Source organism: Empedobacter sp. R750 (assembly GCF_030324345.1).
Classification (GTDB): domain Bacteria; phylum Bacteroidota; class Bacteroidia; order Flavobacteriales; family Weeksellaceae; genus Empedobacter; species Empedobacter falsenii_C.
This window is the reverse complement of sequence record NZ_JACAGF010000004.1, coordinates 175,132-191,770: the sequence shown is the minus strand read 5'-3', so window position 1 is coordinate 191,770 and position 16,639 is coordinate 175,132. Positions and strand designations below refer to the sequence as shown.

The window sequence follows — 16,639 nt, the reverse complement described above, 5'->3', positions numbered from 1 at the left end:
TTTGAACATCTTTTAAAAAAATCTAAATAATATTTCATTTTATTTCACGACATTAGATAATTGTTAACTTATTTGAAATAATCAGTTTTCTCTAACGTTTGAAATCAATATTTTAAAAGAAATAATTTCAGAATTAAAGGCGTTAAACCGAGTTTTTTTAGATATATTTGACACCAAATTTTTAATCAAAATCATTTAAATTTTTACTTATGAAAGTAAGACAACTTTTCGTAGTAGGATCTATCATTACTCTTGTTGCAATTGGAGTAATCTCTTATTTTTGGCCAGGTATCTTATGGTCTTTAATAATTATTCTTCCTTTGATTGCCTTAGGAATTGCTGATATCTCGCAAACAAAGCACGCTATCAGAAGAAACTTTCCTATTGTAGGACATGGTCGTTATTTATTAGAAAGTATTCGTCCAGAAATCATGCAATACTTTGTTGAAACGGATACTGAAGGAAAACCTATTGACCGTTTGATGCGTAGTATGGTGTATCGTCGTGCAAAAAATGTAATTGACACAGTTCCTTTTGGGACGCAATTAGATGTTTATGAACCAGGATATGAGTGGTTAAATCACTCGATGTATGCTGGAAAAATCAAACATGCTGATGATCCACGTGTAAAAGTTGGAGGAAGCGAATGTAAACAACCTTATTTAGCAAGTTTATTAAACATTTCTGCAATGTCTTTCGGTTCGTTAAGTGAAAATGCTGTATTAGCGATGAATAAAGGAGCTAAATTAGGAAACTTTGCTCACAATACAGGTGAAGGGGGAATTTCTCCATATCACTTACAGCCAGGTGGAGATTTGATTTGGCAAATTGGTACAGGATATTTTGGTTGTCGTGCTACTGATGGTGGTTTCGATCCAGATAAGTACGTAGAACGCGCTACTTTACCAAATGTAAAAATGATTGAGTTAAAAATTTCTCAAGGTGCAAAACCAGGTCACGGAGGAATTTTACCAGCAAATAAAAATACGCCAGAAATCGCTAAGATTCGTGCTGTAGAACCATATACAACTGTTGATTCTCCTCCATCTCACTCAGCTTTCTCTGATGCAGAAGGAATGTTACATTTCATCAAACAATTAAGAGAATTATCAGGTGGAAAACCAGTTGGTTTCAAATTGTGTATTGGGATTAAACGCGAGTTTATCGAAATTTGTGAAGCAATGATCAAAACTGGTATCAAACCAGATTATATCGCAATTGACGGTGGTGAAGGTGGAACTGGAGCTGCTCCTGTAGAGTTCTCAAACTCTTTGGGTATGCCTTTGTTAGATGGTTTAGCTTTCGCTGTTGATACATTACGTGGTTATGGTCTTAAAAAAGATATTCGTGTTGTAGCTTCTGGAAAAATTATTTCTTCTTTCCACATTGCTCGTGCAATGGCGATTGGTGCAGATTTAGTTTATTCGGCTCGTGCTATGATGATGGCTGTAGGATGTATCCAAGCTTTACAGTGTAATACAAATACATGTCCAGTTGGTGTTGCTACGCAAGATCGTGAATTGATGAAAGGTTTGGATGTAGAAGATAAAGCGACTCGTATGTATAATTTCCACAAGAAAACAATGCATATTTTATCTGAATTAATTTCTGCAACAGGTGTTAAATCTCACAGAGATTTCAATCGTTCTCACGTAAATTTACGTATCGACAATACACGTATTATGTCTTATGATCAATTGTATCCAATTGTAGAAGAAGGTGCATATGTAGGAATGTCTGTAGAAGACGTATTACAAGAAATTAGAGTTCGTACATTAAGTAAAGTGAATTAATCAATTTCATATAATAGTAAAAAAGCAATCCAATTGGATTGCTTTTTTTATTCAAGAATATTCCGTAAATATTGAGACGGACGACAACCTGTATGTTCCAAAAAAGCATCCGAAAAAGTCTTTCTTGAATTAAAAACCAGTCTTTTATTGTATATTTTTTGAGATTTGGTTCATATGCAAATCGTTTCAAAAGATGATTAATTCTCAATTCGTTGGTTGTTATTTTACTTCTTTATACTCAACGCCCCTGAAGGACATTGGTGAACTTGTTTGATAAGTTCATCACTACTTGCATTTTCTGGTCTTAACCAAGGTTTTTCTTTTGGTTTGTAAACATTTGGAAGTGATTTTACGCAAATGCCTGCGTGTTGACATAATTTGGGCTTCCAGATTATGGTGATTTCTCCGTTTGTGTATTCGTGTTGGCTCATTTTGTTGGTTTTTGATGAATTGAAGTTACTTAAAAATTTTCTATATTCAACGTTAAAATAATTTTAGTCCCAATATTTTGAGAACTCTCAATTCGCATTTTAATATCAGACATTTTAGCTAATTGTGTTGCAATATTTAATCCTAATCCAGAACCAGAAATATGGAGTGTTGAATCATTTTTAATTCGGAAAAATCGTTCTTGAACAAATTTTAAATCTTCTTGATTCATTCCAATTCCATTGTCTTCAAAAATCAATTCATAGCAATCATTTTCGATGTTAGAAAGAATTGTGATTTGACCTTTTAAGTTCGAATATTTTATGGCATTTGACAAAATATTATCTATAATAATCTCAAAAAATTCTTGGTAATTATCAATTTCATAAGCTTGAAGTTGTTCCGTATCAACAGAAATTTGTTTTTCTTGTAACAAAACATCAAAACGTTCAATTGATTTTAAAACTTCGGATTTTAGTTCAAATAAAGAAGTTTTTAACTCCAAACTATTATTTTCGACACGAGAAAGCAATAAAAATTGTTCCACCAAACGATCCAAACGATTCACTTGTTTCAATGTGTAATCTATTTTTTCATTGTATTGTTCAGGCGTGCGTTCGCGTCGAATCAAAATTTCCAACGTTCCTTTTATAATCGCTAATGGTGTTCGAAGTTCGTGTGAAGCGTCAGCCGAAAACTGTTTAGCTTTTAATATTTGAAACTCTAATCGATCTAACAATGAATTTATTGTCGCTGAAAGTTGAAATAATTCATCTTTATTTTTAGGTAATTGAATGCGTTCTGAAAGATTATTTTCTGTGATAGACTGTGCTGTATGAATCACATTGAAAACAGGTTTAATCGATTTAGCAGCAATAAAACGAGCTAAAAGAAACGTCAATAAAACCGAAATAGGAAAGATAATAAGTAAGGCAGTTTTCAAATAATCTAGCGCTAATTGATTGTGTTTTGTCGAAACGCCGACGACCAAATATCCCACAACTTCGCCGTGATGAATCAATTTTGCTTGAGAAATTAATAACTGAATTGAATTATATTCGGCGTAAAATGGCTTATTTTCTGGTTCTTCATTGTTCCAATCCAATTGATTTTGCACCATGTTTGGAGAACTCTCAATCAGCTTGAAATTTTTATCATAAATTGAGATAAAAACAGGATTCAGTGCAATGTCTGTATGTTCAACTTCTTCCCATTCGCGCGGTTGAACAAAGTTTTCTAATGTTGGTTCGTGTAAAACATAATCAACGTGGCTGTTAATTTCTTCCTCCAACGTTTCGTACATCGTTTTGTTGATGCCTCGGTTTACCGAAAAATAAATTAAAGAGAAGATAATCAGTAAAATAACCGAAAAAGTAAGGCTGTAGAAAAGCGCAATTCTATTTTTTACCGAGAATTTTTTAAGCATCTTTCGAAATGTAACCAACGCCACGAATGGTATGTAAGCGCGGATCGTCTTTTTTTAGATTCAATTTTTTACGAATCGCATTAATAAAAACATCAATCACACTTGTATCGTATTCAAAATGAATATCCCAAACGTTTTCAATGATTTCTTTGCGTGTACAAATTCGGTTTTTATTTTTGAATAGGTAAGCTAAAAGTTGAAATTCTTTTAGTGTTAATTCAACTAAATTATTGTCTAAAAAAGTTTGATGTGTTTCGGTATTTAATGAAATATTTCCGAAATTCAAAAGGTTATTCGATTCATTTTGATGAAGATAAACGTTGATTCGTGCTACTAATTCATTGAAATCAAATGGTTTTTTGATGTAATCATTTGCACCAGCATTCAAACCTTCAATTGTATCTTGAACTGTATCTTTCGCTGTAATGAAAATAATAGGTGTTTTTTTATTCGGATTTTCGGTAGATCGCGTTGTTTGACAAACTTCTAATCCAGAAATATTTAACATCATCCAATCCAATAAAATAACATCAAATTTCTCGTTATTTATTTTCACTAAGGCATCTTCGCCGCTTAAACAGTGCGTTGGCGATAAATTTTCTTCTTCTAAACCTTGAAGCATAAAATTGGCAATTCCCAATTCATCTTCAACAATTAAAACTTTTGGTTTGTTCATTTTCTAATTCGGAACAATAACATTTAAAGCATTCGGGACAATCGAAACTTCAATAGAATTTTGGTTAAAAATAACAGCTTCACCATCAACTTGTGCAATGGTTTTTGTTTGTTTGGAATTGAATTTTACTGAATTAACTTGCAATACTTTTGCTTGCTTCATTTTTTCAATTCGTTTTCCTAATACATTCGCTGAAAACTGAATTTGTTCGATAAAATTAAGCTTTTTTACCGCAAGAAAGTCTAATTTTCCATCATTTAATTTTGCATTGGGCGAAAATGAGATGCCGTAACCCGCTTCGTTAGAGTTGGAGCAGAATACAAAATAGAAATCATCATCTAATGTGTGTTCATTGTCTAATTCAATGTTAAATTTTTTTGGTTGAAAGTTGAAAATTGCTTTTGTACTGGCAGTTACATAGCCCAAAAAGTTTCTGGTTTTGGTTTGTGCGTAATTATTAATCACATCTGCATCAATTCCTAATCCCATATTGCTAAAAAAGTAATTTTCGTTGATTTTTCCTGCATCAATTTTATTGATTTTTGCATTGAGAATCATTTCAAAAGCTTTTTCAGTAGATTTAGGAATATGCAAATTAGCCGCTAATCCATTTCCAGAGCCAATCGGAATAATTCCCAAAGCAACATTGCTACCAACCAAAGCTTGAGCGACTTCGTTTATTGTTCCGTCGCCGCCACAAGCTACTATTATATCAGGATTTTTTGTTAGAACTTGATTTGTAATTTCAGTTGCATGACCAATACTTTCAGTCAAAAATGTTTCGAATTCAACATTTTTTTGATTAAAATAACTTTGAATTTCAGTTTCAATCATTCGTCCTTTTCCCTTTCCAGCAATTGGATTGATGATAAAAATGATTTTATTTTTCATTTAATAAATGATTGCTAAATAAATAATCGGCTGTTTGATAATTAGATATGATAGAACGCTCGAAAATAGGATCAACCTTTGTATCAATTAAATTTTTATCAATCCATTTGTATTGATTAATTTTCTTTTGATCGGATAAAATTGAAACATCTTCTCCTTTTTTCATTCCTAATTTAATATACGTACCAACAAAAGAACGCGATTTGTATTGCGGATCGAAAATATCTTTTCCGTAAAATTGAGATGTATACTTCCAATTGAACAACGAAAATAATGTTGGGAAAATATCAATTTGAGAAACTTCTTTTGTGACATTTTCTTTGGTATGCGATTTCAAATTATAGATAAATGCCGGAATGTGATGATTCTTAACATCAATCGCATCTTTACCCGCGCTACTTGCACAGTGATCGGCAATAAACACAAAAACGGTATTACTGAACCAAGGTTTTGTTTTCGCTTTTGCAATTAAATCTCCAATCGCATAATCGGCATATTTCACCGCACCAGGACGACCAGTTCCAGACGGAATATCAATTTTTCCATCTTCGTATGTATAAGGTTTGTGGTTAGAAGTTGACATCACAAAAGCAAAAAATGGTTGTTTTGTTTTGTATTTTTCGTCAGCAACTTTGATTACTTTTCTGTAAATATCATCGTCTGCAATTCCCCAAGCATTTTCAAAAGTAACTTCATCATCATTAATATTGAAACGATTGGTGTTGATTTTATCACTCAAAACACTACCACGACCACGATCGTAAATGTCAAAACCATTTCCACCATAAAACGCATTCATATTATCAAAATATCCATCGCCACCATAAAAGAACATATTGTGATAACCTTTTGCTTTGAAAACGTTCGAAATAGTATATAAGTTTTGATTATCAACACGTTTCACAATACTGTTTCCAGGAGTAGGAGGAATTGATAATGTAACAGCTTCCATTCCGCGTACTGTACGCGTTCCGTTGGCATACATATTCGAAAAATAGATGCTGTTATTTGCAATATCATTAAGGTTTGGAGTGATTGATTTTCCGTTGAATTGCTCTTGCAAAAATGAAGCGCTCATACTTTCCATCAACACAAAAATCACGTTTGGTTTTTGCTCTGCTTGTGACGGATTACTCGCTAAAATTGTTCTTCGTATTGGATTTTTGAATTGTTGATCGAAAACAGTTTTCGAATCTTGCAATTCAGATTTCATTACTGCAAAAGCATCTTCAATCGGAATAGATTTATAATGTTCGTCGTATTTTAAGTGATTATTTCGGAAAGCTGAAAAGAATGAAAAGATTCCAGCTTTAGAAATTTCATTGTTGTATCGGTTTTCAGAAGTTGAACTGCTATCGTTGTTTAAAAGGAATAATGAGCCAACCGCAAGTAATAAATTGAACACAAAAACGCTAACTTTTTGACTTGTTTTTGGTTTGTTATGAAATGTATTGTAAAAGAAGTAACCTTTTTTTGTTGCGAAAATTGTCAAGCCTGTAATCAACACAATTCCGCCAATTAAAACAGGTAATGGATATGATTCTTGAATGTTTTTGACAACTTCGTATGTATAAATTAAATAATCGACTGCAATAAAATTGAATCGACTTTTGAATTCGTCCCAAAATGTAACTTCGGCAAAAAATGTAAAATAAATGATTACCAAATACAATGTATAAACGAAATACACGAAAATTCGATCAAATAAAGAATTGACGAATTTGTTTGGTAAAATCATAAAATAAAATGATAAGAATAACGTGAAACAGCTTACAACACTAATGTCGTACACTAATCCATAAAAAATAGTGTGTAATAACGAGCCGATATTCCAATCGAAATCACTTTTTACCCAAATCGCAAAAATTAGGCGTAGAATAAATGAAATTAGAATAAATAACGAACTGAAAAATAGTAAAATACTGTAACGTCCTTTTAAATTATTTGTAAACATTTTGTTTTTGAATTATTGTTCAAATGTCTTGATATTTAATAGATTATTAACATAGAAAAGTGAATCTTAAGCGAATCTTAAGTTTGCGATTCTTGAATGAAAAATAGAAGCTGAAAACGTTAATAATTCGTGAAAAAATGGTTTTGATTAGAAATAGTTGTAAATTTGTAATTGGTTTATAAAGTAGGTATAATGGAAGAGATATTAATCAATGAAAAAGAAGAAAAGTTTTTAACATATTGGGAGAAAAGATTCTCTACAATTTTTAAAGACAATACAAGTTGGACAACTTTGTTTATGACAGTTAACAAAGCTACTTTTCCAGATTCATTAAATATAGAAACGTTTTGCAAAAAGTTTATGCAAGATTTCAATATGAAATTATCATATAAATATGATGAATCAGACAACGAATACGATTTGACAATTACAAGATAATTACGGAAAACGAAAAATCCTTATCAATTTTGATAAGGATTTTTTTTGTTGTAAAATGGGACATTTGATTGATAATCATGCTTAAATTTTAAGAAAAATATTTAACCAAAAAATTAAATAAAATATTGTTGATTTAGATTTGATTTTACTAATTAAAATGTTTAATTTTGCAGTTCACTTTTAAAGGTGATTTAGTTTTTAAAGTTTACAACATTTGTATAGCTCATAATAAGGTTGAGCGTCTCTACGGCAGACCATAAAAAATTGCCACTACAAATGAATTTTTTTTCTACAAAATGAGTCTTGAACCACTCTTGTTAGAAAATAGTTTGTTTGTTGATGTAGATGATACAAATGGTTTAAACACATTAAACCAAATAGTACAGCAAACAATACAATGAACCACAGACTTTTCATTCAGAAGAAATCGAATTTTGACGTTATCAGTCAGAAGACTACAATAGAACTCAAAAACCTTGTACCTACAATTGTGTGCAAGGTTTTTGTTATTTATGATCTATTTAATATAGAAGAAAGCCAATTACAAGAGGTTCAAAATAAGGTGTTTGTCGATCCTGTGACAGACATTGTTTTCAAATACGTAGAAGACGCAGTTAACGAAAGTATTCCTTATTCTAAAAACTATTTTGCAACCGAATTTTTACCTGGTCAATATAATCAACGCGATGATTCTTCGGAACAATGTTTAGTGTTGATGAATGTTGAAAATGTAACAGTAAAGTCTGGTTTATTATATGTTTTCAATGATGATTTGTCTGCGGAAGATTTAAAGAAAGTAAAAGATTACTTAATCAATCCAATTGAGTCGCGTGAGAAAGATCTTTCTAAAATGGAAATTCCAGCTAATCCAGAAGCTACAGAAGTTCCAATTATTGAAGGTTTTATTTCTGCTGACGAAAATAAACTACAAGACATTTACAACCAATTTGGATTATCGTTAGAAATGGATGATTTAGTTTTTATTCAAGACTATTTCAAATCAATCAATCGTAATCCAACCGAAACGGAGTTAAAAGTTTTAGATACATATTGGTCTGATCACTGTCGTCATACAACTTTTGAGACGGAGATTACAGATGTTCAATTTAATTCTAAATTTAACGAAACACTTCAAAAAACATTCAATTATTACCAACAAGTTCGTCAAGAATTAGGAATTACAAAACCAATTCGTTTGATGGATTTAGCAACTGTGATGGGAAAATATCTTTCTCGTACAGGAATTGTGAAAAATATTGATGTTTCAGAAGAAATCAATGCATGTTCTATTGTCGTTCCAATCGATGTAGATGGAGTTGAGGAAGAATGGTTATTACAATTCAAAAACGAAACACATAATCACCCAACAGAAGTGGAACCATTTGGTGGAGCTTCGACATGTGTTGGTGGAGCAATTCGCGACCCTTTGAGTGGACGATCTTACGTTTTCCAAGCGATGCGTATTACAGGAGCTGCAAATCCTTTAGAAAAAATTGAAGACACGTTACCAGGTAAATTACCACAACGTAAAATCTCGAAAGAAGCTGCAAACGGATACAGTTCTTATGGAAATCAAATTGGTTTAGCGACAACTTTTGTGAAAGAAATTTATGACGAAGGATACAAAGCAAAACGTATGGAAGTTGGTTTTGTGGCTGGAGCTGTAAAAAAAGAATATGTTCGTCGTGAAGAACCCGTTGCAGGTGACCGAATTATTTTATTAGGTGGAGCAACAGGTCGTGATGGAGTAGGTGGAGCATCAGGTTCATCTAAAACACATGATGGTTTAAAATTAGACGATTTATCAGCAGAAGTTCAAAAAGGAAATGCAATTGTTGAACGTAAAATTCAACGTTTATTCCGTAATCCAGACGTTTTAGCATTAATCAAAAAATGTAACGACTTTGGTGCGGGAGGTGTTTCTGTTGCAATTGGTGAAATTGCACGCGGAATTAATGTTGATTTAGATTTAGTTCCATTGAAATATGCTGGATTAAACGGAACAGAATTAGCTATTTCTGAATCTCAGGAACGTATGGCTGTTGCGGTTGAGGCAAAAGATGTGGATACATTTATCGCATTAGCAAAAGAAGAAAATCTTGATGCGACTTGTGTTGCTGAGGTAACGGGAGATGATACAATGACTTTGGTTTGGAAAGGAAAAAAGATTGTTGAATTAGACCGTAAATTTTTAGATACAAACGGCGTTCGTAAACAAGCTAAAATCGAAGTTACGGACGAAGAATATACAAACCCTTTTGAGAATAAAGCTTTCAATAAAGAAGCGTTTATTACAATGATGCAAGAGTTAAATCATGCGTCACAAAAAGGTATGGTAGAAATGTTTGACAACAACGTTGGACGTTCTACTATTTTGAATGCTTTTGGTGGACAAACAATGGATACGCCAGAAGATGTTTCAGTACAAAAATTCCCAACAGACGGATTTACAAATGCGGTTTCAATCGCTTCATTTGGTTATAATCCTACAATTTCTCGTTGGTCAAATTATCACGGAGCTTATTTCGCGGTAATTGATTCAATGACAAAAATTGTTGCTGCTGGTGGAAATTACGCTGACATTCGTTTAACATTTCAAGAGTATTTTGAAAAATTACGTGATGAAGCTACGCGTTGGGGAAAACCATTTGCGGCTTTATTAGGAACGATTGAAGCACAAAAACAATTTGGAATTCCTGCTATTGGAGGAAAAGATTCGATGTCGGGTTCTTACCAAGATATTGATGTTCCGCCAACGTTAATTTCTTTTGCAGTTGCGCCTTCTAAGGCTGAAAAAATTGTACAAGGAACTTTAGTTGAAAAGAATTCTAAACTTTCAGTTTTTATTCCACCATTGACTGAAGACTATTTAATTGACGAAGCAAATGCAAAATCTATTTTTGATTTTATTGGAACAATTAATTCTGATGTAAAATCGATGATGACGGTTAAATTTGGTGGAATTGCAGAAACTGTAGCAAATATGGCTTTTGGTAATGAAATCGGATTTGAAATCAACACTGATTTAGATTTAGCAAAATATTATCCAGCTTCGATTGTGATTGAACATTCAGAAGAATTAAATATTCCTGCTGAAATTGCTCAAAATTACCATGTTTTAGGTCAGACGAATGATTCAACTTCATTCAACTTTAATGGAGAAGAAATCAATTTGATTGAATTGAAACAACAATGGAAAAAAACATTCAATTCATTGTTTCCATATAAATCAACTTCTGAAACAGTTGTAGAGGAAAAAGATTTGAAAGCTGAACAAATTTGTTTTGCATTCGCAGATCATAAAGTGGAGAATCCGAAAGTTTTCATTCCAATTTTTCCAGGAACAAATTCAGAATATGATTCAGCAAAAGCGTTCCGTAGAGAAGGAGCAATCGTTTCGACTTTGCCTTTCCGTAATTTAACACAACAAGATGTTGAAGAATCGGTAGATGCTTTTGTAAATGAAATCAATCAAGCCAATATTTTCTTTGTACCAGGCGGTTTTTCAGCTGCTGATGAGCCAGATGGATCAGGTAAATTTATTGCAACGGTTTTACGTAATGAGAAAATCAAAAATGCAATTCACAATTTATTGGAGCGTGATGGACTAGTTTTAGGAATCTGTAATGGTTTCCAAGCCTTGATTAAATCTGGATTATTGCCTTATGGACGTATTCAAGATTTAGAAGAAGATACACCAACATTAACGTTCAACGAAATTGGTCGTCACATTACACAATTAGCGAAAGTGAGAGTGAATAAATCGCATTCACCTTGGTTAAAAGGAATGGAAGGACAAGAATATTGGATTCCGTTTTCGCATGGAGAAGGTCGTTTCGTAGCAAATGAGGTTGAATTAGAAAAGTTAATTGATAAAGGACAAATTGCCACTCAGTTTGTTGATTTGGATGGGAAATTAGCTGGGAAAATGCCTTATAATCCAAATGGATCTACGTTTGCGGTAGAAGGAATTGTATCGCCTTGTGGAAAAGTTTATGGACGAATGGGACATCCAGAGCGTTACGAAGAAGGATTATTCAAGAACATTCCAGGAAATGGATATATGAATATCTTCAAAAATGCGGTGGAGTATTTTAGAGGGTAGTTTATAGATATGAGATATTAGATGTTAGATTTGAGAAAATTTAACTTCTAAAAATTAAATAAAAACTTGTCATTCCGAGCTTATCGAGGAATCTAAAAAAGATTCTTCATTACGCTAAAGCTTCATTCAGAATGACAATTGGAAATAAAATAACGAATTTCGAATCTCGCATTTCGAATTTCTAAAAAAGAAACAAACAACAAACTAATACCAATTTCGATCCTGAACCAATCGAAATTAATCTCGAAAGTTAACCTTGAACAAGTTAATTTTCAAAACAAACAACAAACACGAAGTGGACTTTTTCATTTCAAACAAAACAAAAAAAACGATGTAATGAAGTTAGAAACTAGAAACTAGAAGTTAGATGAATTTTAACTTCGAATTTCGAAAATCGAGCTTCGAAAAAAACAAACAACGATGAGCTTAACAAAAAAAGACTTCATTTACGAAGGGAAAGCAAAACAAGTTTACTCAACAGAGGAAGCAGACAAAGTAATTGTGTATTACAAAGATGACGCGACTGCATTTAATGCACAAAAGCGTGGAACTGTTGAGGATAAAGGAGAAATGAACAACAAAATTTCGACTTTAATTTTCAACTATTTGATTGAAAAAGGAGTGAAAACTCACTTCATCGAGCAGTTGAATGATCGTGAGCAATTGGTAAAAAAAGTATCAATTATTCCAATTGAAATGGTTGTGCGCAATTATGTTGCTGGGTCTATGGCTCAACGTTTAGGATTAGAAGAAGGAGCGAAATCTCCAGTTACAATCTTTGATATCTGTTACAAAAAAGATGAATTAGGAGATCCATTAATCAACGATCATCATGCAGTTTTATTAGGTGCTGCAACGTACGATGAGTTAGATGAAATGTACACACAAACAGAAGTAATTAACGAAGCGTTGAAAGAATTGTTCTTAAAAGCTGGTTTAATTTTAGCTGATTTCAAAATTGAGTTTGGTAAAGATGTTGATGGTAATATCATTTTAGCTGACGAAATTTCTCCAGATACATGTCGTTTATGGGATGTTGAAACAGGTAAAAAATTAGATAAAGACCGTTTCCGTCGTGATTTAGGTGATGTTTCTGAAGCTTATCACGAAGTATATAATCGTTTGACAGAAGTTTTAAAATAAACATTTTTTTCATTCTATAATGATTGATAAAAAATTACATAAAAGCCAATTAAAAGCTGAATATTTAACGAATTTCTACGAAAGAAATTTATTGAAAAAATATGCAGCCGATACTGTGGATAGTGTAAACGAAGAATGTGGTGTTTTTGGGGTTTATTCGCCAAAGAACATCAACACGTATTCTATTGCGCAGTTTGGTTTATTTGCGCTTCAACACCGTGGACAGGAAGCGTGTGGTGTTTCTTTCTTGAAAGATGGAAACATCAAAACGGTGAAAAAAACAGGTTTGGTATTAGACGTTTTCAAAACAATGGAAGCCGAAATTGAAGAATACCAAGGAAATGCTGCGATCGGACATACACGCTACACAACTGCTGGAGGTGGAAGTCGTCGTAACATTCAGCCACTTTACACGTACAATATTTACGGAAAACCTCATTTCTCTATTGCTCACAACGGAAATTTGATTGAAGTTGAAGAATTGAGAGCTGAATTAGAAGCAGAAGGATTACCATTTTTAGCAACTTCGGATACGGAGGTTTTATTACGTTCTATTCAAAAATATTCGCATTTAGATATTGTAGAAGCTATTCAGAAAGGAACAGAAAAGGTAAAAGGAGCTTATTCGGTTTTGTTATTAGCGAATAATCAAATGGCAGCTTTTCGCGATCCAAATGGTATTCGTCCTTTATGTTTAGGTAAATTAGATGATGCGTATGTTTTCTGTTCAGAAACATGTGCATTAGACGCTGTCGGAGCAGAGTTTATTCGTGATGTAGAGCCAGGAGAATTGATTGTTGTAAATGAACAAGGTTTGAAATCTTATTCATTAAATCAACCAACGCAACGAAATATTTGTGCTTTTGAGTACATTTATTTTGCACGTCCTGACTCGAATATAGAAGGAAATGAAATCTACGATTTACGTGTAGAATCTGGTCGAAAATTATACGAACAATCTCCTGTTGATGCCGATATTGTAATTGGTGTTCCAGATTCTGGAATTCCGTCTGCAATTGGTTATTCAGAAGCTTCGGGTATTCCTTACGAACCAATTTTGATTAAAAATCGTTATATGTCTCGTTCGTTTATCGTGCCTTCGCAAGAAATGCGTGAGCGTGTGGTAAATTTAAAATTGAATCCCATCAAAAATAAAATCAAAGGAAAACGTTTGGTTGTTTTAGATGATTCGATTGTACGTGGAACAACTTCGAAATTATTAATCAAAATCTTAAAAGAAGCAGGAGCAAAAGAAATTCATTTCCGTTCTGCTTCGCCTCCGATTATTGCGCCTTGTTATTTAGGAATTGATATGCCTTCTAAAGCAGATTTAATTTCAGGAAACAAGTCAATTAAAGAGGTTGAAGATTATTTGAATGTCGATTCGTTAGATTTCTTAACAGTTGATAATCTGATTGATTTATTAGGAAGTAAAGAACATTGTTTTGGATGTTTTACAGAAAAATATCCCGTAAATTATTCTAATGAAGAATGTAAAGCGGTAAAACCTTTGCATATAGATTAATAAGTTATACGAATTTCGAATCTCGTATTTCGAAAAAACTAAATCATAATTAAAATGAGCAATACATATAAACAAGCCGGAGTAGATAAGGAAGAAGGTTATCAAACGGTATCGAAAATTAAAGATGCAGTTGCAGCAACACACAATTCAAATGTGTTGAATGGAATTGGAAGTTTTGGTGCATTTTACCAATTAGGAGGTTACAAAAATCCTGTTTTGGTATCAGGAACCGATGGTGTAGGAACTAAACTACGTGTGGCTTTAGATTCTAAAGTTTACGATACAGTTGGGATTGATTGTTTCGCAATGTGTGCAAATGATATTTTGTGTCATGGTGCAAAACCATTATTTTTCTTAGATTATTTAGCTTGTGGAAAATTAGATTCTGATATCGCAGCAGAAATTGTAGGTGGAATTGCACAGGCTTGTAAAGAAACTGGGACAGCATTAATTGGTGGAGAAACAGCAGAAATGCCAGGGATGTACCAAGTTGGTGATTATGATGTTGCAGGATTTTGTGTTGGAGTAGTAGAGCGCGACGAAATTATCGATGGTTCTAAAATAAAAGCTGGACAAGTAATTATTGCGTTACCATCAAGTGGTTTTCATTCGAATGGATTCTCTTTGGTTCGTAAAGTCTTTCCAGATTTTAACGAAGAATTTGAAGGCAAACCTTTGTTCGAAACTTTATTAGTTCCAACAAAATTATATCAAAATGATATTTTCAAAATCAAAGATGCTGGAATCGAAATGTCTGGAATTGCTCATATTACAGGTGGTGGATTAATCGAGAATGTTCCTCGTATTATAAATGACGGTTTGACGGCTGTAATAGAAAAAACAAAAATAAATGTACCAACAATAATGCAAGAATTGGCAAAACGCGGAGGAATTGCAGAAAACGAAATGTTTGGAACATTTAATATGGGTGTCGGAATGGTTGTCATCGTTGACCAAACTGACGCTGAAAAAGTATTGAATATTATTGATGGAAGTGCGTTGATTGGAGAAATTCAAGAGGGTGCTGACAAAATTATATTGAAATAGTAGATTAAATAGTTTAAAAAAGCCGGATAAGATTTCTTATCCGGTTTTTTTGTTTTAGGTAGAATATTAAAACTCGATATCATCAGCGATTGTTCCGCCCATTTCATTTTGAAATTGTTTTAAATATTCTTCTTTCTTTTCCATTTGATAAGTAATCATTGAAGAATAATTTCCAGAACGAGTCCAAACAACAGCTTGCGCCTGAAAATCTATAATTCCAATTCCGTATTTATCCAAAATATATTGCGCGCCATCTTTTCCAACTTCCATTGCAGCATCTCTTTCGGCAGCTAAATCATAGAAGAAATGTTCGTCCGTTTTCAAACGTTCTAAGTTTGGATTTGAAGCTATATTAGCAGAAAGATTTCCGTTATTTCCTAATGTTGGATGTTCATCAATTTTTGTGAAATATTGGCTATATAAGGTCATTACAGTCATTTCTGTATCTTGTTCCATTCGTTGATTCCAAATCAAACTTGCTTCGTCCCATTGTGGTTTATCAACTCCCAAAGCTTTCAAAACATCAGCTTCTGGAACATTAGAACCAATTTTCACAACTCCTGCAGCATAATCGTACAAAGAAATTCCATGAATCGGCTCTAACAAAGGATTGTCTTTTGAGTCTTCAAGCACTTTTGCGTCATGTTGTTGATACATTTGTTCAATTCCAATATCCGAATTTTTATCTTCATATTTTTGCACAAACTTTTCTAATTGATCATTAATACGATCATACAAAGCCATTTTATTGTTCTCAGCTCTGTCATATAACTCTTGTTGATTTGTAGCATCCGTTAAAAAAGCTTCTGCATAAGGCTCAAAATCATTTTCAATATTTTTGATCTTATCATTAAAATATGCAATAGCATGTTGTTGCAACGAATCATCACCTTCATAAGGTCCCATTTTACGCACTTGTTCTTTGTATTTTTCAAGATCGTTTTTCCAAATAGTAATTGCTTTTTCTACTTTTTGACGATTATTAGAATTTAAAGCATTGTAAAAATTTTCGTAATTGTCTACATAATGCTCATCAATTTCTGGAATGATGTTACTATAATCAATATAATTTTCGAAATAAATTGGTTCTGGTTGATAAGAACTTTGAACAGATTCATTCTCTGAATTTGATGATTGTGTTGTGTTATTTTCTTGTAAATTTTCAATTGCTTCTTCTGCTTTATTGAAAAGGTTTTTTAATTTTCCGAACAT

12 protein-coding genes and 1 riboswitch are annotated in these 16,639 nt (G+C 32.7%); of the genes, 6 read left to right on the top strand and 6 right to left on the bottom strand.

The window, feature by feature from the left end; genetic code table 11:
- Positions 1-209: 209 nt before the first annotated feature.
- Complete coding sequence (locus HXZ74_RS06445; RefSeq protein WP_114999527.1) at positions 210-1,793, top strand: FMN-binding glutamate synthase family protein; 1,584 nt, start codon at positions 210-212, stop codon at positions 1,791-1,793.
- Between the two features lie 224 nt (positions 1,794-2,017).
- On the opposite strand, the gene HXZ74_RS06440 is transcribed toward HXZ74_RS06445, so the two are convergent.
- Genes HXZ74_RS06440 through HXZ74_RS06420 form a run of 5 tightly spaced genes read right to left on the bottom strand, consistent with a single transcriptional unit; the run spans position 2,018 to position 7,169 of the window.
- Positions 2,018-2,224, bottom strand: coding sequence for a (4Fe-4S)-binding protein (locus HXZ74_RS06440; RefSeq protein WP_286474443.1), 207 nt, complete (start codon positions 2,222-2,224; stop codon positions 2,018-2,020).
- Between the two features lie 29 nt (positions 2,225-2,253).
- Positions 2,254-3,648 carry a sensor histidine kinase gene (locus tag HXZ74_RS06435; RefSeq protein ID WP_280048994.1) on the bottom strand — a complete coding sequence of 465 codons (1,395 nt, stop codon included), beginning with the start codon at positions 3,646-3,648 and terminating at the stop codon, positions 2,254-2,256.
- Complete coding sequence (locus HXZ74_RS06430) at positions 3,641-4,324, bottom strand: response regulator transcription factor (protein ID WP_286474441.1); 684 nt, start codon at positions 4,322-4,324, stop codon at positions 3,641-3,643. The genes HXZ74_RS06435 and HXZ74_RS06430 overlap by 8 nt, the downstream gene beginning before the upstream one ends.
- A 3-nt stretch (positions 4,325-4,327) precedes the next feature.
- Positions 4,328-5,215, bottom strand: a complete 888-nt coding sequence (locus HXZ74_RS06425) for a diacylglycerol/lipid kinase family protein (protein WP_286474439.1) — start codon at positions 5,213-5,215, stop codon at positions 4,328-4,330.
- Positions 5,205-7,169: an LTA synthase family protein gene (locus HXZ74_RS06420; protein WP_286474437.1), complete on the bottom strand. Its 1,965-nt coding sequence runs from the start codon at positions 7,167-7,169 to the stop codon at positions 5,205-5,207. The genes HXZ74_RS06425 and HXZ74_RS06420 overlap by 11 nt, the downstream gene beginning before the upstream one ends.
- 192 nt (positions 7,170-7,361) lie before the next feature.
- On the opposite strand from HXZ74_RS06420, the gene HXZ74_RS06415 reads away from it, so the two are divergent.
- The 5 genes from HXZ74_RS06415 to purM all read left to right on the top strand — a co-directional run bounded on the left by HXZ74_RS06415 (position 7,362) and on the right by purM (position 15,427).
- Positions 7,362-7,607 carry a hypothetical protein gene (locus HXZ74_RS06415; protein ID WP_038332385.1) on the top strand — a complete coding sequence of 82 codons (246 nt, stop codon included), beginning with the start codon at positions 7,362-7,364 and terminating at the stop codon, positions 7,605-7,607.
- A gap of 194 nt (positions 7,608-7,801) precedes the next feature.
- Positions 7,802-7,900, top strand: a riboswitch (purine riboswitch).
- A gap of 104 nt (positions 7,901-8,004) precedes the next feature.
- Positions 8,005-11,712 carry a phosphoribosylformylglycinamidine synthase gene (locus tag HXZ74_RS06410; RefSeq protein ID WP_286474435.1) on the top strand — a complete coding sequence of 1,236 codons (3,708 nt, stop codon included), beginning with the start codon at positions 8,005-8,007 and terminating at the stop codon, positions 11,710-11,712.
- A 420-nt stretch (positions 11,713-12,132) separates the two neighbouring features.
- On the top strand, positions 12,133-12,855 hold the full coding sequence (purC, locus tag HXZ74_RS06405) for a phosphoribosylaminoimidazolesuccinocarboxamide synthase (protein WP_038332381.1): 723 nt from the start codon (positions 12,133-12,135) through the stop codon (positions 12,853-12,855).
- Positions 12,856-12,874: 19 nt separating this feature from the next.
- Positions 12,875-14,380 (top strand): amidophosphoribosyltransferase, encoded by a 1,506-nt coding sequence (purF, locus tag HXZ74_RS06400; protein ID WP_180904879.1) that lies wholly within the window; start codon positions 12,875-12,877, stop codon positions 14,378-14,380.
- A 54-nt stretch (positions 14,381-14,434) separates the two neighbouring features.
- Positions 14,435-15,427 (top strand): phosphoribosylformylglycinamidine cyclo-ligase, encoded by a 993-nt coding sequence (gene purM, locus HXZ74_RS06395; RefSeq protein ID WP_286474433.1) that lies wholly within the window; start codon positions 14,435-14,437, stop codon positions 15,425-15,427.
- Positions 15,428-15,493: 66 nt separating this feature from the next.
- Here purM and HXZ74_RS06390 read toward each other — a convergent pair whose 3' ends face one another.
- Entirely contained in the window at positions 15,494-16,639 is a 1,146-nt protein-coding gene (locus tag HXZ74_RS06390) for a DUF6620 family protein (protein ID WP_286474430.1), read from the bottom strand.

Excerpts from the sequence above, each read along its gene's own strand:
- HXZ74_RS06445 (WP_114999527.1), top strand. The coding sequence starts at position 210 with ATGAAAGTAAGACAACTTTTCGTAGTAGGATCTATCATTACTCTTGTT.
- HXZ74_RS06440 (WP_286474443.1), bottom strand. The coding sequence starts at position 2,224 with ATGAGCCAACACGAATACACAAACGGAGAAATCACCATAATCTGGAAG.
- HXZ74_RS06435 (WP_280048994.1), bottom strand. The coding sequence starts at position 3,648 with ATGCTTAAAAAATTCTCGGTAAAAAATAGAATTGCGCTTTTCTACAGC.
- HXZ74_RS06430 (WP_286474441.1), bottom strand. The coding sequence starts at position 4,324 with ATGAACAAACCAAAAGTTTTAATTGTTGAAGATGAATTGGGAATTGCC.
- HXZ74_RS06425 (WP_286474439.1), bottom strand. The coding sequence starts at position 5,215 with ATGAAAAATAAAATCATTTTTATCATCAATCCAATTGCTGGAAAGGGA.
- HXZ74_RS06420 (WP_286474437.1), bottom strand. The coding sequence starts at position 7,169 with ATGTTTACAAATAATTTAAAAGGACGTTACAGTATTTTACTATTTTTC.
- HXZ74_RS06415 (WP_038332385.1), top strand. The coding sequence starts at position 7,362 with ATGGAAGAGATATTAATCAATGAAAAAGAAGAAAAGTTTTTAACATAT.
- HXZ74_RS06410 (WP_286474435.1), top strand. The coding sequence starts at position 8,005 with ATGAACCACAGACTTTTCATTCAGAAGAAATCGAATTTTGACGTTATC.
- purC (WP_038332381.1), top strand. The coding sequence starts at position 12,133 with ATGAGCTTAACAAAAAAAGACTTCATTTACGAAGGGAAAGCAAAACAA.
- purF (WP_180904879.1), top strand. The coding sequence starts at position 12,875 with ATGATTGATAAAAAATTACATAAAAGCCAATTAAAAGCTGAATATTTA.
- purM (WP_286474433.1), top strand. The coding sequence starts at position 14,435 with ATGAGCAATACATATAAACAAGCCGGAGTAGATAAGGAAGAAGGTTAT.
- HXZ74_RS06390 (WP_286474430.1), bottom strand. The coding sequence starts at position 16,639 with ATGTTCGGAAAATTAAAAAACCTTTTCAATAAAGCAGAAGAAGCAATT.